At 71.8% G+C, this 24,003-nt stretch carries 21 protein-coding genes; 8 read left to right on the top strand and 13 right to left on the bottom strand.

Annotated elements, in window-relative coordinates:
* Positions 1–248: 248 nt before the first annotated feature.
* From ACIBJH_RS17655 to ACIBJH_RS17630, 6 genes are all read left to right on the top strand, one after another.
* Positions 249–1,568, top strand: coding sequence for a radical SAM protein (locus tag ACIBJH_RS17655; protein WP_399117750.1), 1,320 nt, complete (start codon positions 249–251; stop codon positions 1,566–1,568).
* A gap of 214 nt (positions 1,569–1,782) precedes the next feature.
* Positions 1,783–3,279, top strand: a complete 1,497-nt coding sequence (locus ACIBJH_RS17650; protein WP_399117749.1) for a cellulose-binding domain-containing protein — start codon at positions 1,783–1,785, stop codon at positions 3,277–3,279.
* Between the two features lie 153 nt (positions 3,280–3,432).
* Entirely contained in the window at positions 3,433–3,876 is a 444-nt protein-coding gene (locus ACIBJH_RS17645) for a MarR family winged helix-turn-helix transcriptional regulator (RefSeq protein ID WP_399117748.1), read from the top strand.
* A gap of 380 nt (positions 3,877–4,256) precedes the next feature.
* A complete protein-coding gene (locus ACIBJH_RS17640) occupies positions 4,257–4,856 on the top strand; it encodes an isochorismatase family protein (protein WP_399117747.1) in 600 nt (199 codons plus the stop codon).
* Complete coding sequence (locus ACIBJH_RS17635) at positions 4,853–5,416, top strand: YbhB/YbcL family Raf kinase inhibitor-like protein (protein ID WP_399117746.1); 564 nt, start codon at positions 4,853–4,855, stop codon at positions 5,414–5,416. The genes ACIBJH_RS17640 and ACIBJH_RS17635 overlap by 4 nt, the downstream gene beginning before the upstream one ends.
* Before the next feature lie 139 nt (positions 5,417–5,555).
* The gene (locus ACIBJH_RS17630) at positions 5,556–6,548 is read left to right on the top strand and encodes an Ig-like domain-containing protein (protein ID WP_399117745.1); all 993 of its coding nucleotides are present in this window, start codon (positions 5,556–5,558) and stop codon (positions 6,546–6,548) included.
* On the opposite strand, the gene ACIBJH_RS17625 is transcribed toward ACIBJH_RS17630, so the two are convergent.
* From ACIBJH_RS17625 to ACIBJH_RS17600, 6 genes are read right to left on the bottom strand one after another with little or no spacing between them, the layout of a single operon-like run.
* Positions 6,532–7,764 (bottom strand): MFS transporter, encoded by a 1,233-nt coding sequence (locus tag ACIBJH_RS17625; protein ID WP_399117744.1) that lies wholly within the window; start codon positions 7,762–7,764, stop codon positions 6,532–6,534. The genes ACIBJH_RS17630 and ACIBJH_RS17625 overlap by 17 nt on opposite strands.
* On the bottom strand, positions 7,761–8,990 hold the full coding sequence (locus ACIBJH_RS17620; protein WP_399117743.1) for an ATP-grasp domain-containing protein: 1,230 nt from the start codon (positions 8,988–8,990) through the stop codon (positions 7,761–7,763). The genes ACIBJH_RS17625 and ACIBJH_RS17620 overlap by 4 nt, the downstream gene beginning before the upstream one ends.
* Before the next feature lie 59 nt (positions 8,991–9,049).
* Positions 9,050–10,132: a hypothetical protein gene (locus ACIBJH_RS17615; protein ID WP_399117742.1), complete on the bottom strand. Its 1,083-nt coding sequence runs from the start codon at positions 10,130–10,132 to the stop codon at positions 9,050–9,052.
* The gene (locus ACIBJH_RS17610) at positions 10,129–11,976 is read right to left on the bottom strand and encodes a B12-binding domain-containing radical SAM protein (protein ID WP_399117741.1); all 1,848 of its coding nucleotides are present in this window, start codon (positions 11,974–11,976) and stop codon (positions 10,129–10,131) included. The genes ACIBJH_RS17615 and ACIBJH_RS17610 overlap by 4 nt, the downstream gene beginning before the upstream one ends.
* Positions 11,973–12,869 (bottom strand): homocysteine S-methyltransferase family protein, encoded by an 897-nt coding sequence (locus ACIBJH_RS17605; protein WP_399117740.1) that lies wholly within the window; start codon positions 12,867–12,869, stop codon positions 11,973–11,975. Before ACIBJH_RS17605 ends, ACIBJH_RS17610 begins: the two co-directional genes overlap by 4 nt.
* A complete protein-coding gene (locus tag ACIBJH_RS17600; protein ID WP_399117739.1) occupies positions 12,866–13,648 on the bottom strand; it encodes a hypothetical protein in 783 nt (260 codons plus the stop codon). The genes ACIBJH_RS17605 and ACIBJH_RS17600 overlap by 4 nt, the downstream gene beginning before the upstream one ends.
* 200 nt (positions 13,649–13,848) lie before the next feature.
* On the opposite strand from ACIBJH_RS17600, the gene ACIBJH_RS17595 reads away from it, so the two are divergent.
* Entirely contained in the window at positions 13,849–14,355 is a 507-nt protein-coding gene (locus ACIBJH_RS17595; protein WP_399117738.1) for a response regulator transcription factor, read from the top strand.
* Between the two features lie 145 nt (positions 14,356–14,500).
* Positions 14,501–17,578, top strand: coding sequence for a BTAD domain-containing putative transcriptional regulator (locus ACIBJH_RS17590; RefSeq protein WP_399117737.1), 3,078 nt, complete (start codon positions 14,501–14,503; stop codon positions 17,576–17,578).
* On the opposite strand, the gene ACIBJH_RS17585 is transcribed toward ACIBJH_RS17590, so the two are convergent.
* The 7 genes from ACIBJH_RS17585 to ACIBJH_RS17555 all read right to left on the bottom strand — a co-directional run bounded on the left by ACIBJH_RS17585 (position 17,568) and on the right by ACIBJH_RS17555 (position 24,002).
* A complete protein-coding gene (locus ACIBJH_RS17585) occupies positions 17,568–17,723 on the bottom strand; it encodes a hypothetical protein (protein ID WP_399117736.1) in 156 nt (51 codons plus the stop codon). The genes ACIBJH_RS17590 and ACIBJH_RS17585 overlap by 11 nt on opposite strands.
* 90 nt (positions 17,724–17,813) lie before the next feature.
* A complete protein-coding gene (locus tag ACIBJH_RS17580) occupies positions 17,814–18,950 on the bottom strand; it encodes an acetyl-CoA carboxylase biotin carboxylase subunit family protein (protein ID WP_399117735.1) in 1,137 nt (378 codons plus the stop codon).
* Between the two features lie 47 nt (positions 18,951–18,997).
* Positions 18,998–19,480: an SAM-dependent methyltransferase gene (locus ACIBJH_RS17575; protein WP_399117734.1), complete on the bottom strand. Its 483-nt coding sequence runs from the start codon at positions 19,478–19,480 to the stop codon at positions 18,998–19,000.
* 31 nt (positions 19,481–19,511) lie between these two features.
* Positions 19,512–20,807, bottom strand: a complete 1,296-nt coding sequence (locus ACIBJH_RS17570; RefSeq protein ID WP_399117733.1) for an ATP-grasp domain-containing protein — start codon at positions 20,805–20,807, stop codon at positions 19,512–19,514.
* A 28-nt stretch (positions 20,808–20,835) separates the two neighbouring features.
* Entirely contained in the window at positions 20,836–21,585 is a 750-nt protein-coding gene (locus ACIBJH_RS17565; RefSeq protein WP_399117732.1) for a class I SAM-dependent methyltransferase, read from the bottom strand.
* Between the two features lie 30 nt (positions 21,586–21,615).
* The gene (locus ACIBJH_RS17560) at positions 21,616–22,938 is read right to left on the bottom strand and encodes a hypothetical protein (protein WP_399117731.1); all 1,323 of its coding nucleotides are present in this window, start codon (positions 22,936–22,938) and stop codon (positions 21,616–21,618) included.
* On the bottom strand, positions 22,932–24,002 hold the full coding sequence (locus ACIBJH_RS17555; RefSeq protein WP_399117730.1) for a PLP-dependent transferase: 1,071 nt from the start codon (positions 24,000–24,002) through the stop codon (positions 22,932–22,934). The genes ACIBJH_RS17560 and ACIBJH_RS17555 overlap by 7 nt, the downstream gene beginning before the upstream one ends.
* Between the last annotated feature and the right edge of the window lies 1 nt (position 24,003).

The following is a 24,003-nucleotide window of genomic DNA, read 5'->3' as shown; positions in this document are numbered from 1 at the left end:
TGCCCAATCCCGCCCACCCCATGCCCTCAGGGGCGCGGGGCCATGACATTTGCGGCTCCGCCGCGGGGCGCGCCCAGCCACAACGCACCCCGCACCCCGCACCCCGCAAACAACCCGAGCCCCCCCTGGCCCGGCCCGCCGCGCCCCGCACCACACCGCGCCCCCCGCTCCCACCCCCGAACCGCCGGAGGCATACCGTGAGGAGTCGTACGTCTGAGCAGGGCGCGCGCGTCGGGAGGAGATACGGGATGGGCAGCCGCACCGCACTGGTCGAGGATCTGATGGAGCGCTTTCCGCATGTGCCGCGGGAAGCCGTCTTCAAGGAGGACCTGCTGCGCGGGGGTGTCGCCTTCGACCCGTCCGCGCTGAGTGACAACGAGGGCGGCGAGGTCAAGCCGAAGTCGTACTTCATCTTCTCCTTCGACCACGGCACCCTGCCGGAGCTGGGCGAGGCCGCGCTGCGCCGCCCGCCGGAGGAGATCATCCTCACCGGTGGCCCGTACGACCTGAGGCGGACGGTCGTCTCCGTGCGGGTGAATCCGACCTCGCCGTACCGGGTGGCCTCCGACGAGGACGGGGTCCTCGGGCTCTATCTCGACGGGAAGCGGATCGCGGACGTCGGGGTGCCGCCGATGCCGGAGTACTACAAGCACAAGCTCGCCAACGGGAAGTCCGTCATGGAGGTGGCCCCGACGATCCAGTGGGGCTACCTGATCTATCTGACCGTCTTCCGGGTCTGCCAGTACTTCGGCGCCAAGGAGGAGTGCCAGTACTGCGACATCAACCACAACTGGCGCCAGCACAAGGCCGCCGGTCGACCGTACACAGGAGTCAAGGACGTCGAGGAGGTCCTCGAAGCCCTGGAGATCATCGACCGCTACGACACCGCGAAGGTGTCGACCGCCTACACCCTCACCGGCGGCGCGATCACCAAGACGGTCGCCGGGCGCGACGAGGCCGACTTCTACGGCCACTACGCCAAGGCCATCGAGGAGCGCTTCCCGGGCCGCTGGATCGGCAAGGTCGTGGCGCAGGCGCTGCCGAAGGACGACGTACAGCGCTTCAAGGACTACGGCGTGCAGATCTACCACCCCAACTACGAGGTGTGGGACGAGTATCTGTTCAAGCTGCACTGCCCGGGCAAGGAGCGCTACGTCGGCCGCGACGAGTGGCACAAGCGCATCCTCGACTCCGCCGAGATCTTCGGCGCGCGCAACGTGATCCCCAACTTCGTGGCCGGCGTGGAGATGGCGGAGCCCTTCGGCTTCAAGACCGTCGACGAGGCGATCGCCTCCACCACCGAGGGCCTGCGCTTCTTCATGTCGCAGGGCATCACCCCCCGCTTCACCACCTGGTGCCCCGAACCGACGACCCCGCTCGGCAAGGCCAACCCGCAGGGCGCGCCGCTGGAGTACCACATCCGGCTGCTTGAGGCGTACCGCGCCACGATGGAGGACTTCGGGCTCAAGTCCCCGCCCGGATACGGCGAACCGGGCCCCGGCCGCGCGGTCTTCTCCGTCAGTTCCTTCATGGACAGCCTGCCCGCCGAGGAGCCCGCGCCTTTGTAAGGTAACGGTGTGGACAACTCCTGCGGCGGGTGAGACGGGAGGGGCTCGGACACGTACAACTGCACAGAGGCGACTGACGGTTACCGTAATTGAATACCCGGCTTGTCAGTTGTGTGGGACCCGTGAAAGGCTCTGGCCCTGTCACGAGGCAGCCCCCCTCCAACTTGCTTACTGTCAGAGCTAGTTGGCCGTCATTCGTGGATGCAGGAGACCCATGCCCGACCTGCCGACTCCTCAGGACGCCGCTGAGGCCGCGCTGTTCACCGAGTGCTGGGACGCCGTGCTGTCCTACGCCGACCTGTGCACGTCCGGCGCCGACTCGGCCACCGAGCTGGCGAGCGAGGCCTTCGCACTGGGCATACAGGAGGCCCGGTCCGCCGGCTCCGGCCCGATGCGCGGACCGATCCGGCGCGTCCTGCCGGTGATACCGCTGCTGCTGACCGCCGTACGGACCACGGCCGCGGAGTGGGAGTTCGCCGGGCGGGGGCACCGGCTCGACCCCGACCTGCGGCTGTGGCTCAACTCGGAGAAGGCGGCCCGCTTCCACGGCATGCCGTTGCAGCGGCCGATCGCCCTGCGCGGTTTGCGGGATCTCCAGGAGCCGGACGCGGCGCTGCTGTGGCTGGCCGAGGTCGAGGCGCTGCCGCTGACCGTCGTGGCCCGCCGCCTCGGCCTGGACCCGGCGATCATCTCCGGTGAACTCGCCCAGGTGCGCGGCCTGTTCAGGGACCGCTGCCACCGCAACCACCTCGACTCACCGATGGCCGCGGAGTGCCGCAGCTACGCCCGGCTGCTCGACGCGGTCACCCGGTCGCCGTCCGCCGACACCCCCGAGGACCTCTCGCGCCACCTCGCCACCTGCGTGCAGTGCGCGGAGGCCGCCGCGTGTCTGCGACTGCAGGGCGGCGGACTGCCGTCGGCCCTCGCGGGCGGAGTGATCGGCTGGGGCGGGCTCGCCTACCTGGAACGCCGCCGCCGGGCCGCAGAGGTACGGCTCGGTGCCGGGCGCCCGGTGGCCGAGCTGGAGGCGGGGGGGTCGAGGGAGGGCGCGAGCAAGGCGCGGCTCGTCCGCAACAGTCTGCTCGTCGCCGCCGTCCTCCTCTCGTTCGTGGCGCTCGGGGTGTCGATGATGCCGATGGGCGGCTCCGGGCACGAGAACACGGCCAGCGACGACGCCGACAGCCGGCCGGTGCTCGACCCCGGCTCCACCGTGGCCTCCGTCGGCACGCACCCGTCGAGCACGCCGTCCACGTCCGGCCGGCCGACGGCGAGCGACAGCACGGCGTCCGCCGCGCCCGGCGACAAGAACCCCGACACGGAACCCCAGGGCACCGCCTCGGCCACCGCGAGCGACTCGCCCGCGCCGACCACCAGCGCGCCGGCCCAGCCGCCCGCCGCGGCGAGCTGCGACGCCACCTACGACCTGGTCGGCCAGTGGAACGACGGTTTCCAGGCCACGGTCACCGTCACCACCACCAAAGCCCTCGACAACTGGCGGGTCGCCTGGTCCTACGGCGACGGCCAGCAGGTCACGCAGATGTGGGACGCGAGCGTCGCCCAGGACGGCTCCCGGGTCACCGCCACCGCCGCCGACTACAACAAGAACGTCGCCGCGAACGGCAGCCTCACCTTCGGCTTCCTCGGGACCTGGAACAACAGCGAGAACTCCGCGCCGTCCGGCTTCACGCTCAACGGGGCTGCTTGCGACTAGTCCTGACGGTGAGTCAGGTAAATGTGTGCGACTGACGGGGGACCCTGGAAACAGGGTCCCCCGAGTGCGTGCGGGGTCGGTTCGGGAGCGCGTGCGACCGGCTGCCGCGGCACCGCAATTTACTAAGGCAGGTTGATAAAGTAGCCTTAGTGTATGAGTGGCAGAGACCTTGACCCCGAAGCCGTCGCCTCGGCCCTGCTGGCGAGTATCGGCGTGCTGGTGCGACGGGTGCGCCAAGTGCCCGTCGAGGGCGGGCTGACGATGCCCGAGCGGGCCGCCCTGGCACAGCTGGACCGCAGCGGCCCCACCACCTCCTCGGCGCTGGCCCGCGACGCGCAGATCACCGCGCAGGCCATGGGAGCGACGCTGAGCGCGCTGCGGACCCGAGGTCTGGTCGAGCGCCGTCCGGACCCGGAGGACGGGCGGCGCGCGGTGCTGACGGTGACCGACGCGGGCAAGCAGGCGCTGCGGAACAAGCGCAACGCGCGCGCCGAACTCCTCGGCCGGGCCCTGACCGGCGGCACGTTCACCCCGACCGAGCTGGAGCAACTCGCCGCAGCCGCACCGCTGTTGGAGCGACTGGCCGGGAAGATCTGACGCCGACGCCCGCGGAGGCAGCACGCAATGACGAAACCTCCCAGGACGCGCACCCCGCGCCGTCCGGCCGGCGGATCCGGTCACAGAAGATCCACGGCGACCGCTCGATACCGGTGAGCGGGGCGTGGTGCGTGCAGCCGCAAGGCGGAGGAGACGTTGACATCAGCGACATCAGCGGCCCCGCCACGGGCGACGCGGTGGGGGAGCGCGTGCCGCGCCTCGCGTCCGCGACAGGATCCGCCGGACAGGGCCTGAGCGCCCAGGATCACGAACATCCGCCACTGCCACGCCTCCCGGACCAGGAAGACCCGCCGCCACCAAGCCCCACGTGCCCGGACGGACAGTCCGGCGGCCGGGACCACCACAGGAGAGACACCCCCGTGCCACTGACAACGATCGACCCCACACCCGCACTTGTCGTGATCGACCTCCAGAAGGGCATCGTCTCGGCGCTCGCCGACACGGCCCGGCAGGCCGCCGCCACCGTCGACCGGGCGGCCCACCTGGCCACCGAGTTCCGGCGGCACGGCCTGCCCGTCGTCCTGGTCAACGTCACCGGCCGCGCGCCGGGCCGTACGGACACCGGACGGTCCGCGAGCAGCAGGGACACCGGACGGTCCGTGAACGGCCCCGCGCCGTCGGCCGGTTGGGCCGAGTTCGTCGACGAACTCGGTGTCCGGCCGACCGACCACCTGCTCACCAAGCGGCGGCGCAGCGCCTTCCACGACACCGGTCTCGACACCCTCCTGCGGGACCTGGGCGCCACACAGATCGTGCTCGCCGGCATCTCGACCGGTTCGGGTGTCGAATCGACCGCGCGCTCGGCCTCCGACCACGGCTATCACGTCGTCCTGGCCACCGACGCCATGACGGACCCGGACCCCGAGACCCATCGGCACAGCGTCGAGCGCGTCTTCCCCAAGCTCGGCGAGACCACGACGACCGCCGAGGTCGTAGCCATGCTGGAGGCGACACGATGACCCTGCTCGGCCGACTCCTGAACAACCGCAGAGCGGGCGAGACCCACACCGCGTGGAACCAGCCCCACCTGCGGGGCCCCGAGTCACTGACCCTCACCAGCCAGGACTTCGACGACGGCACCACCATGCCGCTGCGGAACTGCGCGAAACACATCGGCGGCACCGACCTGTCCCCCCACCTGGCCTGGACCCCGCCCCCACCCGGCACGGCCCAACTCCTCCTGGTCGTCGAGGACATCGACGTCCCGCTGGCCAAGCCCGCCGTCCACTGCCTGGCCCTGATCGACCCGGCGGCCGGACAGCTGGAGCCCGGCGCCCTGTCCGCGCGACACCCAGGCCCCGGGGTGCGGGTGTTGCGTTCCACCGTCGGACGCGGCTACCACGGCCCGGCGCCCATCAAGGGCCACGGCCCGCACCACTACGTCTTCCAGCTGGTCGCCCTCCAGACCCCTCTCGACGGCGCCACACCGTTGGACCGGGTACGCCCCCGCGCCCTCCTGCCCACCGTCCCCGCGCCCGTCCTCGGCCGAGCCCGTCTGACCGGCGTCTTCGAACGCTGACTCCGGTACGGCGAATCCGCATACACAGCGAATCTTGGGACACGTTTTACGTGGCAGACGAAACTGCTGCCCCCGGGGTAACCGTCTGACATGGAGTCGGGTCCGTCAGGGCCGCAGCAACGAGAGAGTGGGGCACGTCGTGGGACGGCGCAAGGGCAGCATAGGGATCGCACTCGTCACAGGTGTGGTGCTGGTGGGCGCGAGTGCCTGCGGCGGGGGCGGCAGCACCAACGCGAGCGGGAGCGGGGACGACGCGAAGGCGTCGGACAAGCCCAGCGCGAGTGCCTCGCCGTCGCCGACGAAGCCCGCGGGCCCGCCGATGCTGCTGGACACGATCACCCCGCAGACGGGAACCACGGTCGGCGTGGCCATGCCGATCTCGGTGATCTTCACCAACCCGGTGGCGGCCAAGGCGCACGCCACGGTCGAGAAGCACATGAAGGTGAGCGCCTCGCAGTCGGTGGTCGGCGCCTGGCACTGGATGGGCGACCGGCGCGCCGACTGGCGCCCGAAGACGTACTGGCCCTCCGGTACGACGGTGAAGATCGACGCGGACATGACGGGCGTCAGCAACGGCAACGGCCGCTACGGCGTGCACAACTACACCCACACCTTCAAGATCGGCGACGATGTGCGCGCCGATGTCTCGGTTACCAACCACACCATGAAGGTGACCAAGAACGGCGCGGCCGTGCGCACCCTGTCGATCAACGCGGGCAGCGCCGAGTTCCCGACGTGGGACGGCACGATGGCCGTCATCGACAAGCAGAAGAAGGTCCACATGACCTCCTGCAGCGTCGGCATCAGCTGCGACAAGGGCAGCCCCAACTACTACGACCTGACGCTGCCCTGGGACATCCACCTCACCCAGTCCGGCACCTACGTCCACTACTCGACCGGCGACCCGAACCCGGGCAGCGGCAGCGCGCGCGGCTCGCACGGCTGCGTCCACCTCTCCCTCGCCGACGCCGAGTGGTTCTACGGCCAGGTCAAGCAGGGCGACCCCGTCACCATCACCGGCTCCCCCCGAGGCAAGGCCCCGGCCGACAACGGCTACGCCGACTTCAACCTGGACTGGAGCCAGTGGCTCGCGGGCAGCGGCTCGGGCGAGGGGACTACGGCGACACTGTGACGGGTCGCTCCGCACGGGCGAGCCTCGCGCTGAGCACCGCGCCCAGGAGGGCCACGGCCGTGAAGGCGATCCAGAGGGCGGACGCCGAGGTGAGGAGCAGCCAGGCTCCCGCGACCGGGACGACCACGGAGGCGATGGACCAGGACGCCTGGTAGACCGCCATGCAGGAGGCCTCCGTGCCCGGTGCCGCGAGTTCCGCCGCGTAGCCGTCGCTGGTCGGCGCGATCACGATCTCGCCGAGCGTGTACACGGTCATCGAGGCGAGCGCCACGCAGACGGCGACCGCCGGAAGCACCGTGTCCCGCAGGGGGGAGACCAGCGCGAACCCCAGCCCGGAGGCGGCGTACAGGGCGCCGCCCAGGGACAGCATCCGGGGAGCGGCGCGGTCCGCGGTGCGTTTCACCAACGACTGCTGGAACAGCACCACGAGCGCGCCGTTCATGGCCAGCACGGCGCCGGCCGTCCAGCCGTACAGGCGGGCGTCGTCGACCAGGTAGAGACCGATGAACGTCGACACCACCGTGGCGCACACCGCGAAGCACGTCTTGGCGGCGGTCAGCAGCGCGAAGCCGGGCAGGCGCAGCACCTGCCGGGCTCCGGCAGTCGCGGTGTCGGCAGGCGTCCGCGCGGGCGCGTCGGCCTCCGGCCCCGCCTGCCCTCGCAGCCGTATCAGTACGGCGGTGGTGACGGCGAAGCTGGCCGCGTTGATCAGCGCGATCAGCCGCAGGCCGGCCGTGCTGTGCGCCGAGGCCAGCACGCCGCCGGCGAGGGACCCCAGGCACAGGCCGACGTTCCGGGCCCAGCCCACGGTGCCGAACGCGCGCCGGGACGCGGGCCCGCGGGCCAGGCGGGCGATCGTGGCGCCGAGCGACACCCACACCGCCTTGTCGAGCACGGCGGACAGGGCCAGCGCGCCGACGGCCAGCGGGGCGGGCAGCGTCAGCGCGTAGACGGAGAACAGCACGGTGCGTACGGCGTTGCCCAGGATCAGCGAGCGCAGATGACCCACCGACTGCACCAGGCGCCCCAGGGCCGCGCTCGACCCGATCAGGGCCAGGTTCACCACGGTGAGCGTGCCGCCGACGGACGCGACGCCGAGGTGCTGCACCCGCACGAAGTACAGCAGCGCGAAGGGCATGAACATCCCCGAGCCGACCGCGTCGACGATCATCGCGGTCACGAACAGCCGGGGCAGCGGCCCGTCCGTACGGCTCATGCGTCGGGCAGTTTGGTCAGCCCCAGCAGGGCGAGCAGCCGGGAGTTCGCCTCGGCCAGCTGTGCCAGGGTCTCGCCGCGGTCCGGTCCGCTGCCCAGGACGTAGCCGGCCCGCCACCAGTTGGCGTCCACCCCGGTGAGGGTCGTGCCGGGCGCCAGCAGGCGCTCCGCGTGGGTGACGAGCGGGAGCCCCGCGCGCACCCCGGCCATCGTGGGGGCGTCCGCGACGGTTCCGGTGGCGGCCACGAACTCGACCGCCGCGACCTGCGGGGTGGTGCCGGGCCGCGTCCGCACGGGGTCGGCCTCGCCGAGCGCGACGGAGAGCGCCGCGTCGTAGAGGTCGAGTCCGGTGGCGCGCAGCAGTACGTCGCTGATCAGTCCGCCGGCCGGCCGGAAGGCGATCTCGATCAGGTGCCACCGGTCGCCGTCGCGCTTGGCCTCCAGGTGGAGCACGGCGCTGTCGATGTCCAGCGCCCTCGCCACGCTGTCGACGAAGTCCCGGGCCGACGGGCCGAGTTCGCGCTGCACAGCGGGGTCGATCACATGCCGTGTCTCGACGAAGGACGGCGGCGCGGTGCAGGTCTTCTCGGTGACGCCGACGAACAGGGTGCGCCCCGCCGACACCACGGCTTCCAGGGAGAGTTCCGGCCCCGGCACGAAGTGTTCGACCAGCGCCCGCGGCTGACCGGTGGTGGACATCACGGCCGACAGCGCGGCGGGCAGTGCCGCGGGGTCGGCCACCCGCCGGATCCCGAGGCTGGCCGCGCCGTCGACGGGCTTGACGACGACCTCGCCGGACGGAGCCGACCGCAGCAGCTCCGCGGCCTCTGCGGGGTCCGCGGTGAGCACGAACGGCAGCCCGGCGCCGGTGCCGGCCAGCCGACGCCGCACATCGGCCTTGTGGGCGAGTTCCTCCGCCACCGCCGGTCCGGCGCCGGGCAGGCCCCACTCCTTCGCGAGGCGGGCCGCTATCCGGGTGCCCCAGTCGTTGAAGGCGAGGACGCCGTCGACCCTGCCCTCGAACGACTTGAGGCGGTCCAGGTCCGGCCCCGGGTCCTGATGGTCGGTCAGTTGCCAGGCGTGGTTCTCGGTGGCCAGCCGGTCGTAGCGGGAGTAGGCGGTCTCGTCCACGAGGACCGTGTCGACACCCCTGCGCTCGGCCACCGCGAAGAAGCGTTCACGCAGTGGTCCGATGCCGATGACCAGGACGGTGGGACGTGCGTTCAAGGCGATCTCTTCCTTCGTGAGGGGTTCGGGTTCCGGGTGGCACGAGTGGTGCGGGTTCGTCAGACGGCCAGAGCCGTGTCCGTACGGCGCAGCAGCGCACGGTGGGCGGGAGCGCTGGGCGGTACGGCACTCAGCAGCGGCTGTGCCACAGCACCCCTGTACAGCTTGGCAGTCGGGGTTCCCGTGCTGAGCAGCACACCGCGGGCTCCGTGGCCGCGGGCCAGCCGCATCGGCAGATGGTAGGCGACGTGGAAGTACGCGCCGATCTCCGCGCTTCCGGGGCCGAGCCCGACCATGCGCGGCAGCACCTCACGGGCGCCCAGCACCACGGTCGAACTGGCCACGGCCGTTCCGTGGCGGTCCCGTACGAGGATCACGCAGTAGCGGGGGCCGAAGGCTTCCCGGAGGCGCTCGTTCACGCGCAGCAGCCGTGCCGGATCGCCCGGGAGACCGTGCTTCTCGTCCGAGCACGCCTCCAGCCGCGCGACCTCCCGCTGGATCTCCTCGGTCGGGTCGCCCTGGTGGATCTCGGCGGTCGCACCGGCCTCCGCCAGGGACGTCGACTCCCGCCGCAGCCTGCGTCGTCGGTGTGCGGAGAAGCCCGCGAGGTAGGAGTCCTCGTCCGCTCCGACGTCCGGGATCCGGAAGTAGCGGTCGGTGACGCCCACGCTCCAGCCGCGCTCCCGCAGCCGCGGCAGCACGGGGCTGTCCTCGTCGAGATGCAGAAAGCTGAGCAGTCGCCCCTGCGCGCCCGCGTACTCCTCAAGGGCGGTCACCAGGGCGTCCGCGTCGAACTCGGCACCGTCCGCGGGGAAGACGGACGGCCCGTAGCCGAGGGCGCACACGTTCAACTGGCGCAGCCCCTCGGCCCTGGCCTCCTTGACGTCCGCCTCGGGCTGGTCCACGGCGCGGCCCCTACCGGCGGACACATCGGTGCAGTTCATCCGGGAGAAACCGGAGTGGTCGTCCTGGACGCGCACCGCGCAGGCGGCTCCGGCTCCGGGGACCTCCAGAAAACGCACACCGTCCTCGGGCCACCGGTTCGCGGTGAGCCAGGCGCGCGAGGCCCGGGGGTCCGCCGGATCGGGGTTCCAGTAGCCGGCGGGCAGACCGTCCGCCGCCGTGTACTGACGGACCGTCACATCGCCACCGCTTCCACTCCGTTGCGCACATGACCCCACCGCACCCGCGTCTCCCGGTGGATCCGCCAGATGTTGTCCTCCGTCAGCAGCCGGGAGACGACACCGGGATAGGCCTCTTCGAAGAAGGAGTACGGCGGGGGGACCTCGACACCCTGGGAACCGTAGTCCAGGCGGTCGTCCATCCCGTGCCGTCGGGTGATCTCCGTGCCCGGGTGGTACGTCAGGATGTTCGGGCTGGCGAGCATGAGGTAGCCGTCGTCGATCAGCCGGCCCACCTCCTCTATGGTCTCGGCGATGCTGTTCTCGTCCTCGCCGTCCAGCCCGAACAGGACCGAGCTGCCGACGCGGATCCCGGCCTCGCGCAACAGCCCGAGCGCCAGACGCACGCGTTCCTTCCACGGGGTGCCGCGCCGCACGTTCTTGTGGACGTGCCGCATCACCTGCTCGGACATGCTCTCGATACCCAGATAGACGTAGGTGCAGCCCGCCTCGCGCATCCGGGCCAGGCCCGCCCGTACGATCTCGGACTTCGGGCCGGTGAGCACATCGACGGTGAGCTGGGCACCCCACTGCAGAACGGCCAGGCCGCGGTCGATCTGCCGTGCCTCGGCCAGGGCGGTACAGAACTCCTTGACGCGCGGCCAGGAGCCGGACCAGAAGATCGAGTCGTCGAAGAAGGCGGCCTCGGCACCGTATTCGACGTACTCCCTCAGCCGCTCCACCATGCGCTCGGCATCGCCGGGCGCCGACCGCCTGACCTGGCCGAGCAGCGCGGACTCCGAGCAGAAGGTGCACCGCATCGGGCAGGTGCCCGAGACGAGGACGTGGGCGCAGCGGGACGTCGTACCGTCCTCACGGGTGAAGATCGGGAACCGGGAGCGGATCAGGAACGGCGCGTACGGAGACGGCTCCTGTTCCGCCGGGACGGGCGGGCCCTCCACCCGGAAGGCCGTCCAGCCGGCGGCGCCGTGGACGAGGATGCTGCCCCGCCCGTACTCCTGTCCTCCCTCGGCGGCCATCCGCTCCAGCTCGCCGGCGACCTGCTGTGCGGTGGCCGTGCGGGTCGCCAGGTCCATGGAACGGGCGACGGCCCGCAGGGTGAGGTCGAGCAGAGGGCCGCCGTCACCGCTCACGACGACGTCCACCGGGGCCGGCTCGGGCCGCCGCGCGCCGACGACGGTGGAACTGGGCGCGAGATACACCTCGGTGGGCTGCTGCTGGCGCACCGTCTCGTCCGCGTGCCGTCCGCCCATCACCACAAGGGAGCCGGGACACTCCGCCTTGACCAGGGCGGCGATCTCCAGGGCGTAGCGGTGGGCGGGGGAGACGGCGCTGATCAGGACGACGGAGGGGCGGCGCCGGCGCAGCAGGCCGACGAGGTCGGCGCGGGTGCGGGGGGTCCAGGTCCGGGGATCGAAGACGGTGTCGTCGGTCGTCCGCACCTCGGTCTCCTGGCGGCGGGACACGTCCGGCCGCTCCTTCTTGCCGGGCAGACGGGGCCACAACGGACACAGGTCGTTGTACACGTCGGCCGGGCCGAAGGGATCGGCGAACGAGGCCGTCGCCCGCGCCATGGGGTAACTCAGCGCCGAATAAAGGGCCATGGGATCGCCCGGATACGCGACGTCGTTGTCCTGGTCGGTGATCACCGGCGCGAGAATGGCCAGCACCCCGAACGCGCGCACCGCCCCGGCGGCCTCGAACCCGGCCTCGCGCACCTCGGCCCGCAGCCGGTGGCGCCGGGCGCGCAGTACGGGGTTGTCCCGCGTCGCGGTGGCGGTGCCGTGGCCGCCGATGTGCAGAAGGGCGGGCCCGAAAGTCGCTCGTACCTGAATGCTCGTCACGCCGCCGCCTCTTCCTTCCACTTGTCCGCCAGGGCACTGATGTGCGCGGGCGCCGTTCCGCAACAGCCGCCGACGAAGCCGAGCCCGAACTCCACCGCCCAGCCGTGCGCCAGGTCGGCGAACACCGCGGGCGACAGGGCCGGCGGGAGGGTGCGCTCGCTGTGCTCCCACCGGTCGAGCGCCGTCCGGTCCTCCAGGTTGGGATAGACGCCGACGGGCACACCGAGGCCGTCGAGCCGGTCCAGCGCGCGCGGGACGGCCGTGCGGGGCAGGCAGTTGGCCGCCACCGCACTCGCCCCGGCGTCGACACAGGCCAGCGCGGCCTCGCGGAGCGCGTCACCGTCGGGGAGGGTGGCCCCGTCCGTGACGACGAAACTCACCCAGGTCCGCAGCCCGCGCCGGACCGCGGCCTCGACCGCGATCACGGCCTCGCGGCGCGTGCACTGCGTCTCCACGAGAACGAGGTCGGCCCCGGAGTCCGCGAGGACGCCGGCCATCCAGCCGTGCTCGCTGGCGAGGGCGTCCTCGTCCGGGGTGAGCGCCGGGGTGTAGCAGTCCTCGACGGGCGCGACGGAGGCGGCCACCAGGGCGTGCGGTGTTCCGGCGACCCGGCGGGCCCGTACGGCACAGGTCACGGCCCGGCGCACGTAGTCCGCCTGTTCGGCCTCGGGCACGCCCATGCGGGACAGGGCCCGGGTGTTGGTGCGGAAGGTGTTGGCGGTGACGAGGTCGCTGCCGCTCGCCAGGAACTCCGCGTGCACCTTCACCAGCGCGTCCGTCCCGGCCGGGTCGCGCAGCGGCGCGCTGGTGAGCCACGGCGCGAGCATGGGGATGCCGGCCGCCTGGAGGCCGGTGGCGGTACCGCCGTCGAGGATCCTGGGGAGGGGGCTCACGCGCTCTCCCCGAGATTCCGCGAGGTGGTCTCCGCGCTGCCCCAGGCCAGGAACTCGTCGACCCATTCGGCGGGCATCAGATTGATCTTCTGGTCGGCGAACGGGCGCTGCTGAGGCGGGATCCAGTCCTCGTCGCCGCGGCACGGGACCGAGCCGTCGGGCCTGACGATGTGCGGGCCGTAGTAGAACCAGGCGATCTGTCCCACGAACTCGTTCAGCACCGCTCTGTGGATGCCGGGGGAGAACATCCGCAGATGCGCGTGGGCCACGGAGAGTTCACCGCGGAGATTGAAGGGGGCGCGCATGAGGTAGTGCCCGAAATAGTCGTGGGTGGCGCGCAGTACGTCATTGCGGAGGGCCGGGGTGCCGTCGATCTCGGTGCCCGACTGCGACAGGAGGGGGTTGTCGGGATCCTCGTAGCCCTCGGGACCGTGTCCGTGCTCCGTGGGGAACACATAGAGGTCCTCGCCGGCGTCCAGGGCCGCGCAGAGTTCGCGGGAGGCTCCGTAGGGCTGCCCGGAGTTCCGGAAGTAGCGCACCTTCAGCCCCATGTCCGTCATACAGGCGAGCTGGGCGCGGGCCTCCTCCGCCATCCGCAGGTACTGGCCGCGGGCGTCGGGATCATTGGGGAGGCTCTGTTGTTCGTGAAATCGCTGCGCTATTTTCCGCACCAGACGTTCCGGAACGCCGGGCGCCCGGAATTCGGAACCCACCCATTTCTCTTCCAGATTGGCGCGGCGGAGATAGTGCCGAGAGACCTCGCGAACGTCGACGACCATGAGAAAACCCCCGTGATATCCGTTTCGTGAACGGAGCGACAGCCCTTGGTGCGGCGGATTCCATGGTTGCCGCAGGGCGGTGCGGGGGCATGCCGCAGGAACCGGTGACACCGTTTCGGGGGACGCCGCCGCGCCCGCGTGAAGGGGGGACGGGAACGCGGCGGGACCGAATCGGGAAGCCGCGGGCGGATGTTGAGCACATGCGAACTGCGATTTGTGAGCGACAGCCGTTGGTTCTCATGGGCCTGGCGCACCTGCTGAGTGCCCAGTCGTCCTGCGAAGTGGTGTTCACCTCGGCCGACGCGCTTCCCGGGGCCGGGGACCGGATCGATGTCCTGGTCGTCGGGGAGAGCGTGGCGGCCGGCCTGCCGGAGACATGGACGCGGTCCGGCGCCGGGGACGGGACGCCGGACGTGGTGGTGGTGCGGGCGGACGCGACCGCGGAGGAGGTGCTGCGGTCGGTGTCCGAGGCGGTGGCGCGCTCGTCCACGGCGTCCGCGGCGGACCGCCCGGCGGCCGCGTTGTCACCGCGGGAGCAGGAGGTACTGCGTTTCATCGCGCTGGGAATGACCCATGGACAGGTGGCCCGGCGTATCGGGATCAGCCATCACACGGTGGACACCTACGTCAAGCGAGTACGGTCGAAGTTCAGCGTCGGAAACAAGGCCGAACTCACGCGAATCGCACTCGGCTTGATGCCACTTTGAATCAACCTTTACCCGCCCCGGGACCCTGTGACCAACGCCGTACCATTCGCCCCCCAAACCTCTTATGATCGCGAGGCGAGGCTCTAACCGGGCCTCTGTAGAGCCCCTACCAGGGCTTTCTGCATGACGGGGGGACAGAGCATCCATGTCCGAACAGGGAGACGGAGCACTGCGGTTCAACATCCTCGGGCCGCTGGAGGGATGGCTGGGCGACACCCGGCTGCGCCTGGGCGGAGCGATCCAGGAGCGGGTTCTGGTGACCCTGCTGCTCGAACCCGGCAGGGTGGTACCGGTGTCACGCCTGGTGCAGGCCGCGTGGGACGACGATCCACCGGCGACCGCCACGCACCAGATACGCAAGGCCGTCGCCGATCTGCGCCGGCGCCTGCCGGACGGCGGCAGAGTGGTCGTCACCGAAGGACCGGGCTACCGGGCGATGGTGACCGACACCGAACTGGATCTGACGGAATTCGGGACCCACATCCGCGAAGCCGGCCGCGCGGTCGCCGAGGGCAGGTCCCCGGAGGCCGTGGAAGCACTGCGCCGGGCGCTCGCGCTGTGGCGCGGGCCTGTCATGGCGGACACGGGAGGCGCCGTGATCCAGGCCGTCGCCACCGCGCTCGACGAGCGCCGGCTGGCCGCCGCCGAGCAGTTCTTCGAACTGCGCCTCGGTCTCGGCGAGGCGTCCGAGCTGATCGGTGACCTCCGGGACCTCATCGCCCGCAACCCCTTGCGCGAGACCCTGCGGGGCCAGCTGATCCTGGCGCTGTACCGCACCGGCTGTCAGGCGCAGGCACTCCAGGAGTACCAGAAGGTCCGGGAACTGCTGCTGGAGGAACTCGGGATCGACCCCGGACCGAGACTGACCGATCTGCACGCCGCGATCCTGCGCGAGGCCCCCGAACTGGGCGTCCCCGGGCTGCTGTTGCCGCCGCCGCCCGAGCCGCCGGCACAGTCCGCCGCTTCCGCCGCCGCCCCACGGACCGACCGGCCCGCACCCCCGTGCACCCTGCCCTGCGACCTCTCGGACTTCACCGGCCGGAAGCGGGAACTGGACGCGCTGGTCGACCGCATCAACGGCGGTGGCGAGGCAGGACAGCGACGCAGCCCGATCGTGGCGATCGACGGGATGGGCGGCAGCGGCAAGACCTCCCTCGTCGTCCGCGCGGCCCACCAGGTGGCCGCGGACTTCCCGGACGGTCAGCTCCACCTCGACCTGCGCGGCTTCACCCCCGGCGAGCCGCCCGTCTCGCCGGCCACCGCACTCGACGTACTGCTCAGGGCGCTCGGCACCCCGGGTGACCGAATACCCGACGACCTCCAGGGCCGCACCGCGCTGTGGCGCTCCCAACTGGCCGAGCGGCGGCTGCTGTTGCTGATCGACAACGTCATCGACGTCGGCCAGGTACTCCCCCTGCTGCCCGTCTCGCACGGCTGTCTGGTCCTGATCACCAGCCGGGCCAGGCTCGTCGACCTCGACGGGGCCGAGTGGGTCTCCATCGGCCCGATGTCCCACGAGGACAGCACGCTGCTGATCGAGGAAGTACTCGGTACTACGCGCGTCGCCGCCGAGTCGGAGGCGACGGCCGAACTGGTCCACCTCTGCGGCCGTCTGCCGCTGGCGCTGCGCATCGTCGCCGCCCGGCTGCGCAACCGGCCGCGGTGGACCGTGGAGTACATGGTCGACCGGCTGCGCGACGAGACGCGTCGGCTGGAGGAGCTGAGCGCGGGGGAACGCAGCGTCGCGGCCTCCCTGCGGCTCTCGTACCAGATCATGGACGAGGAACACCGCATCGCCCTGCGCATCCTGGGCCTGCACCCCGGCGCCGACATCGACGTGTACGCGGCGGCCGCCCTGCTGGGCACGGGCCGGCACGACGCGGAGAACGTACTGGAACGGCTGCTGGACGTGCACCTGCTGGAGCAACCCGCCATCGGCCTCTACCGGTTCCACGACCTGGTGCGCAACTTCGCGCAGAGCCAGTGCGGTCCGGACACCGCGCGGGACGACACCGCGGCCGTCCGACGGCTGCTCGACTACTACGTCACGATCACCGAGACCGCGTGCGAGCTGCTCTTCAGCGGCCGCAAGCGCCGCTCCACCGGCATCCCTCCCTACCCCGGCGACCAGCCGCTGTTCGTGGACGCGGCGCGCACCGGCCGCTGGTTCGACCGGGAGCACGGGAACCTGACCGCGGCGATATCCCTCGCGTACCGCTCCGGCCTCGACCGCCACACGGTGTGTCTCGCCCGCAACATCGTCTTCAGGCTCAACGCCCGAGGACAGTTCCAGGAGTTCAGGGACGTCGGCCGGATCGCCGTCGAGGCCGCCCGGAGGCTGGAGGACGTCGGCCTGCTGAGCGTCAGCCTGTCCAATCTCGGCGTCGCCTGCTGGAAACTCGGGCACTTCGAGGAGGGCCTTGAGGTGGCCACGGAGGCACGTGACGTCGCCGTCCGCCTCCGTGACCAGCACACCGAGGCACACGGTGAGTCCACGATCGGACTGCTGCTGACCGTGCTCGGACGGCACCCCGAGGCGCTGCTGCATCTGGAACGCGCCCTCGCCCTGGAACGGGAGTTGGACATTCCGCGGGCCGAGGCCGAGACGCTCACCAACCTCAGCACCCTGTACGCGCAGTGGGGCAGATGCGAGGAGGCGGCCACCGCCGCGCGGCGGGCCCTGGAACTCCACCGGACCTTCGAGTACCGCGACAACCACGTGATGGCGCTGACCGATCTGGCCTTCGCCCATCTCGGCCTCGGCGAGTACGAGGACGCCCGCGTGTGCCTCGAAGAGGCCCGCGCCATGTGCGACTCCACGAGCCCGCCGGGAGATGTCGCGCTGGCGCTGGCCCTGTCCGCGGAGGTCGACGAGTGTCTGGGCCGCCGCTCGGACGCGGCCGACTACGCGCGCCGGGCGCTGGAGCTGGCGCGGATGAGCGGCAGCCCGACGCGACAGGCGAAGGTCGAGAACCTCATCGGCGGTTTCTGCCGGCGGAGGAACGAGCACGAGAGGGCCCTGTCGCTCCACGCCCACGCCCATGAACTCGCCACCGCCATCCAGTACCGGGCGGAGAGCGCACGGGCGTTGCACGGGATGGCCTGCGCGGAGGAAGCACTCGGTGACACGGCCCGGGCCCTTGAACACCGGGGCGCGGCGGCGGAGTTGCTCGACTCCATGGGCTGTCGCGCGCCGCTTGTCGACGACCGGGTCAGGACGTGACCGACGTGGGTCCCTGATTGTCCGCGACGACGTGGTGGGCGGTGTGGTGAGAGGCGGTCGCGCCGGAGCCGGCCGTCGCTCCCACGCCGAGAACCAGGGCCGCCGCCGAGAGGGCGCCGACGAGCGTGGTCAGCAGTGTGCGCATGTTTCTCCTTGGTGACGGTTGCCGCTTGAGGTGACGTCGTCATGCTCGTCGCGGCCCTTCCCGTCCCGGTCCCGTCTCGTTACCGCCTCCTCACCCCTGCGTCGGTGCCGCCTCGCGCAGGGTGTCCCACCTCCGCCGTACGGCGGCGAGCCGATCGCCGACCTCCTGGCGGGAACCGCCGTGGACGACGACCTCGACGTGCTCGGAGCCGTCCGCGTCGGCCTCCGCCACCCGGACGTCGTCGACGTGGTCCAGCGCGCCGATGACGTCCAGGGCTGCCGCCAGGTCCGCTCCGCGATGGCTCAGGGGCAGGCGGGCGAGGGCCGCCGGCCGGCCGGGCGCCGGATGCCGCCGCGGTGATCCGCACAGTGCCGCCAGGACGTCCTCCTCCGGGACCCGGCCGGTGGACGCCCGCAGCAGGCGGCGGATCGGCCGCGGGCCCAATCGTGCCTTCGAAGCGGCGATCCGGGGGCCGTCCGCGGTGACGACCACCTGGGTGTGGGCGGGCCCCGACTGGAGCCCCGCCAGATCCAGCAGCGCCCGTACCGCGGTCCGGATCTCCGCCGTGGCCGCCTCGGACAGGGCCGCCGGATGCAGCAGACCGGCACCGGCGTACGTCCCGGTGGTCATCCCGGTCACCTCGTGCATGCCCTCGCAGGTGAGCGTGTCCACGCTGACCCGGGGTCCGGACAGGAACTCCTCGACCAGATGAGGCCCGGCGGGGGCGTCGGCCACCCATTTCTCCAGGTCGTCCCGGTTCCGTACGACGGTGGTCCCCGGCACCGGGCCGGCCTTCACGGCCACGGGCAGCGGGAAGTCCTCGACGAGCGCGCGTACGGCCTCCACCGTGGCGGCCGGCTCGGCCCGGACGACGGACACCCCGCTCTGATTGAGGATCCGCCGCATGACCGCGGGATCACGGAGTCTGCGCAGGGGCTCCGCCCGCGCCGGTGACAGTTCCCGCAGGGCCCGCTCGACGGCGAGGTGCAGCACCTCCGAGTCACCGAGGTACACGATGTGCGGGATCTCGTGCGTGCGAGCGGTCCGCACCAGGGCGGAGTGCAGCGCGTCCACGTCGTCCAGGTCCACGGACAGCCGTCGATCGGTGCCGGGGGCGGCGGTCCCCGGACACTCGACCGACCAGGTGTCGCAGCCCGCGGTCGTCGCCGCCGCACGTAACCCGGCGTCCGGGTCCAGGAGCAGCACCCGCCGTCGATTCACCGTCACCGCCTCCCTTTCTGTGTCCCGCACCTGCTTCCGGAGGAGCGGATCTGTCAGTAGTAGTGGCGCATGATGTCGGTGGCCCAGGGGGGTTGGGTGGTGGGGTCCTGGGGGCCGAATTCGTGCATGTAGGGCTTGATGTCGAGGACGGGGGTGTCGTGGACGGCGTCGAGGCCCTGGACGTGGAGGTCGAGTCCGTCGGTGTGCAGGAGGCGGCAGCGGGAGACGCCGAGGCGGTTGGGGCGGTTCTTGCCGCGCTGGGCGAAGATGCCGACCAAAGGCCAGTCGGTGTTGCCGCGGGGATGGCGGGCACCGGTCTCGATCTTCTCCACGGGGACGCGGTCGAAGTGGTAGACGACCTCCAGGTGGGAGAAGGCGTCCAACCCCGCCAGCGCGTCCGGTCCGAACAGGGTCCCGTCCAGCCGGATCACCGCCTGCACCCCGCCCCAGTCGTCGTCCCGCACCTCCTCCCGGCCACCGACCACCCGACCCACCGGAACCGACACCACCCCGGCCGAGGTGCTGTTCTCAGACATCTTGCTGTGCCTTTCGTCGGAGGATCATGTGTCACGCGGCGCCCGAGCGTACTGCAGGGGCGGGTGTGACGCCGTACCAGAAGAGTTCCATGCGGTCCCGCAACAGCCCCAGGAGTTCCCGGAGTTGGGCGTGGTCCGGGGCCGTTCCGTAGACCACGCCGATGGCGCCGAGCGTGCCTTCGCGCCAGTCGCCGGGGCGGCCGTCCGATGCGGAGACCTCGACCAGATCGACGCCGGGGAGTTCCTCCAGCGTCCCGACGAGCGAGAGCGGTCCCGGGGTCACCGGGTCCGCGGGCGGGATCAGCAGGTACTGGAAGGCCACCGGGTCGGGTCCCCGCCCCGGCAGCAGGGGTTCCGGCACCGACACGGGGAGCCCCAGCGCCAGTCGCAGCGCCGCCGCCACCATGTCGTACCCCGCGCGGCGTTGCACGATCTCGGCCACGAAGCCGCCGAGCCGCCCGTTGACCTCGATGATCCGCGGACCGTCGGCGGTGAGCTTGACCTCGGTGTGGGTGATGCCGTGCCGGATGCCGAGCGCCCGTACCGCGGCCTGTTCGAGCGCTACGACGTCCGCCGCGAGGGCGGCCGGGACCGGCGCGGGCAGGATGTGCCCGGTCTCCCTGAACGGCGGGACGAGCGGGGGCTTTCCGGTGACGGCGACGGTCCGGGGCTCGCCGTCGACGATCAGGGACTCGACGGAGACGTAGTCGCCCCACCCCCGGTCCGCGTGCCCGGGATCCCCCCGCAGGTACTCCTCCAGGACGAAGTCCCTGGGCGCGTTCCCGGTGAACTCCGCCAGCCGGTGCCGGCACTCGTCGGCCGATCCGATCAGGCAGGTGTCCACGCTGCCCGCCCCGTGCCGCGGCTTGAGCACCGCGGGCGTGCCCGTGACCGCGACGGCGGCGGCGCAGTCGTCCGGATGCCGGAGCAGGACACACCTCGTGTGCTGTACGCCGTGGTCCGCCAGGACGCGCCGCTGGCGGAACTTGTCGGTGAGGGCGTCGACGGTCCCGGCGGAGTGGAAGCGCAGCCCACAGCGGGCGGCCACCGCCGCGGTGAGCCGCAGCCGGCGTTCGCTGAAGGTGACGATGCCGTCCGGAGACAGCCCCGCGGCGAGCCGGCCCACCTCCTCGGCGCCGAGGCCGGTGATGTCCACGACGTCGGCGTGCGCCGCGACCTGGCCCAACTCGGCCTTGAGCGCCGGGTGTTCCGGCTCGCACAGAAAGACGACCCGGCACAGCCGCCGCGCCGCCGACAGAACGCGCAGCGGACCGGCGGAACCCTGGTCGTGGACGACCAGGAGCGTGGGGAGAGCGGAGTCTCGCACGGGGGGTGCCTCCGAGACGGACGGGCCCCTAGGCCCGGCGGGCGGTGATGTTCAGACGGACGTAGTCCACGACCGGTTCGGGGAGGCGGGCGGCGACCGCGTGGACGAACTCCTCGTGGTCGGCCTCGGGGAGGCGGTCCAGGTGGGAGCCGAGGACCACGGTGGCCAGGTAGCTCCACAGCTGCTCGCCCGGATCCAGCCGTGCCGGGTCGGGCAGGAGGTTGACCTCGATGTCGGTGAACCCGGCGTTCCGCAGCCGCTCGGTGGTCTCCTCGACGCCGGCGAAGTACCAGACCTTCTCCTTCTCGGCCGGCGCGCCGAGCACCTCCTCGACGGCGGCGTTGATCTTCGAGACGTTGCCCTGACCCCCGCACTCCGCGACGAACTGCCCACCGGGCCGCAGGTGTTGGGCGAGGTTGTCGAACAGCGCGGCATGGTCGGTGATCCAGTGGAACGTGGCGACGCTGGTGATCGCGTCGACCTGGCCGGCGACCGGCAGGGGCTTGGTGAGGTCGGCCTGTACGACTTCGACCCGGTCGAGGCGGTCGGCCAGTTTCACCCGGAGCTGTTCGAGCATCCGGCCTGAACCGTCGACCCCGATCACCCGGCCCTCCGGCACCAGGTCGAGCAGCGAGGCCGTGTCGCGCCCCGTGCCGCAGCCGGCGTCGAGGACGGTCTCACCGCCCTTGAGGTTCAGCCGGCCGAGGGTGCGCTTGCCCCACCCCTGGTGCGGCAGGGGAAGCGAGTCGTACGTCTTGGCGTCCCATTCACGGGGCACGGTGCTGCTCCTTCATGTCGTTCGCGCGGGTCACGCGGTGGTGGGGTTCGGGTCGACGCGTACGCCGTCGAGGACGAGACCGACCTCGATCGGGTGGGCGTCCCTGACCAGCCGCAGGGCGTCTCCCTCGGCGAGCCAGCGGCGCACGGCCCCGACAGGGTCCGGGCCGCACGGGTCGGCGGGCAGCAGCTGGACGAGGATGTTGCGCAGTCCGGCCGGGGAGTCGTCGGCGGAGTAGGGCCCGCGCAGGTCGACACGGCCGGAGGTGTGGACCGAGGCGGTCGGCCCGTCCGGGCCCGGAGTGTCCGGGGCCGTGTAGCCGAGTGCCTCCGCCGCCAGAGCGGTCAGCACGTACTCCTGGGCGCTCGGCGCGAGATCGGCGCCGAAGAGCTGCTTGGGCTGGTCGGACTCGGCCTGTGCGCCGTCGACCTCGGCGAGCACATGGGTGCCCACCTCCCACATCACCCGGGCCGCGCGCCGCCGGGCCGACCCGCCCGGCTCGGCGCCGGCCGGGACCGGTCGGCGGGTGAGGTGTATGTCCGTGTGCGGGGTCTGTTCGGTGGGGAGGTTTTCGTCGGTGGGTTGCTGGGTCGGCCTGCCGGGTTCGGTCGCGGCGGGGGCCGGTTCGCGTGGTGCGGTGGCCGTGTGCGGGGTCTGTTCGGTGGGGAGGTTTTCGTCGGTGGGTTGCTGGGTCGGCCTGCCGGGTTCGGTCGCGGCGGGGGCCGGTTCGCGTGGTGCGGTGGCCGTGCGGGGGGTCTGTTCGGTGGGGAGGTTTTCGTCGGTGGGTCGCCGGGCCGGCCCGCCCGGTTCGGCCCCGGCCGGGACCGGACGACTGGTGAGGTGCACGTCCTGGGCGGTCTGCACGACGGCCTTGATCTCGTTGGGCTCCGCGAGCGTGTGATGGGCACTGCCCCGCTCGCGCGCCGCCGCGACCGCGCGCCGGGCCTGCTCGACGGAGACGTCCCCGTCGATCCGAATCTCGTACGACAGCGCGGCCGGCCCGCCGTCCGAGCCGAACTCGACGCAGGGCAGCACCTCGACGAGGGCGGGACCGCACCCTTCGCCGGTCAGATGGGTGACGACGCTGTCCGTCACGGACGCGCCGAGCGCGACCAGCAGGGACCCGACCGGATCGAGGCAGTCGCCGCCGGCGGACGGGCCCCAGCGCTGCTCGATGCCGAAGGCCCGGGCGACCCTGGTGGACCCCAGCCGCATCGGTTCGGTGTGCACCCGGCAGCGGTCGGGGGACGTGGGGTGGGCCACCACGCCGATGCTGAGCTGTGCCTCCCACGAGTCCTCGCGGATCTGTTCGGCCAGGGCCTGCCTGGCGCGCAGATCGATGCCGTTCAGCATCGTTCTCCTCCGTTCCCGTTCCCGTTCCCGCTCTCGGCGAGGCAGGCGTCCAGGGCGCGCCGGAGCGCGCGCAGCAGCCCGTCGCAGTCCTCGACGCCCACCGACAGCCGCACCAACTGCCGGGAGACACCGGCCTCGCGGCGCACCCGCTCGCTCAGGTGGGCATGGGTGGTGCGGGCCGGGAGCCGGGCCGCGGTGGCCAGTGCCGTGCCGTCCGAGCGGCAGGCGTTCAGCACTCCGGAGAGGTCCCGGATCTCGGGCCGGACCTCGAAGGACAGCAGTCCGCCGAAGCCCTGATGGGTCTCCAGGGCCCAGGGCGCCTCGTCGAACGACGGACGGTGCACCCTCTGTACGGCGGGGTGTGCGCGCAGTGCCTCGGCGACGCGCTCAGCGTCCCGCCGCTGGGCCGCCAGGCGCAGTTGCAGGGTGGGCAGGGAGCGTTCCAACAGGTGCGCCGACCAGTTGTCGACCTCGCCGCCGAAGCGCGCGCACTGCGCCTGGATCCGCGGCAGATACCGGCCGATGCCGGTCACCAGCGCGGCCTCGACGTCGCCCCAGGCGTCCAGATAGGGGGACGTGTTCTCGACGACGACCACGGCGCCGGTCTCCAGGGGCCGCAGCTGGGCGGGCGAGAGGGCGGTGTTGTCGACGACCAGCAGCAGGTCGTTCATCTGGGCGTGGATGGCGATGTCGTTGAGCGGATACAGACGCATCAGCGGATCGCTCAGGGACTGCGTGTACACGACCTGGGTCGCGGGTTCCACGGCCGTCGTCACCGCGTCCAGATCGGTGCAGTCGACGAAGGTGACCGTCCGTCCGAGGCCGGTGAGTTCCTCGGTCAGGACACCGCGCAGGGGGTCGCAGGTCTGGTCCGAGGCGACGATGTGGCCCCCCGGATTGGTCAGCGCGAGCAGTACGGCCGTCGTGGCGGCCACATGGCCGGGCACGAGCAGTGCCGTGTCGGCTCCGTGCAGGGCGGCGAACGCGTCCTCGACCCTGCGCCTGGCTCCGCGGGAGTCCGGCGACGCGGCGGACGGCGCGGTCGTCTCAGTGGTCTGTCGCATG

The organism is Streptomyces sp. NPDC050548, from assembly GCF_044457385.1.
In the GTDB taxonomy this organism is placed as follows: Bacteria; Actinomycetota; Actinomycetes; order Streptomycetales; family Streptomycetaceae; genus Streptomyces.
Note: the sequence above shows the minus strand (reverse complement) of the source record. Positions and strands in the feature narration are given on the sequence as shown.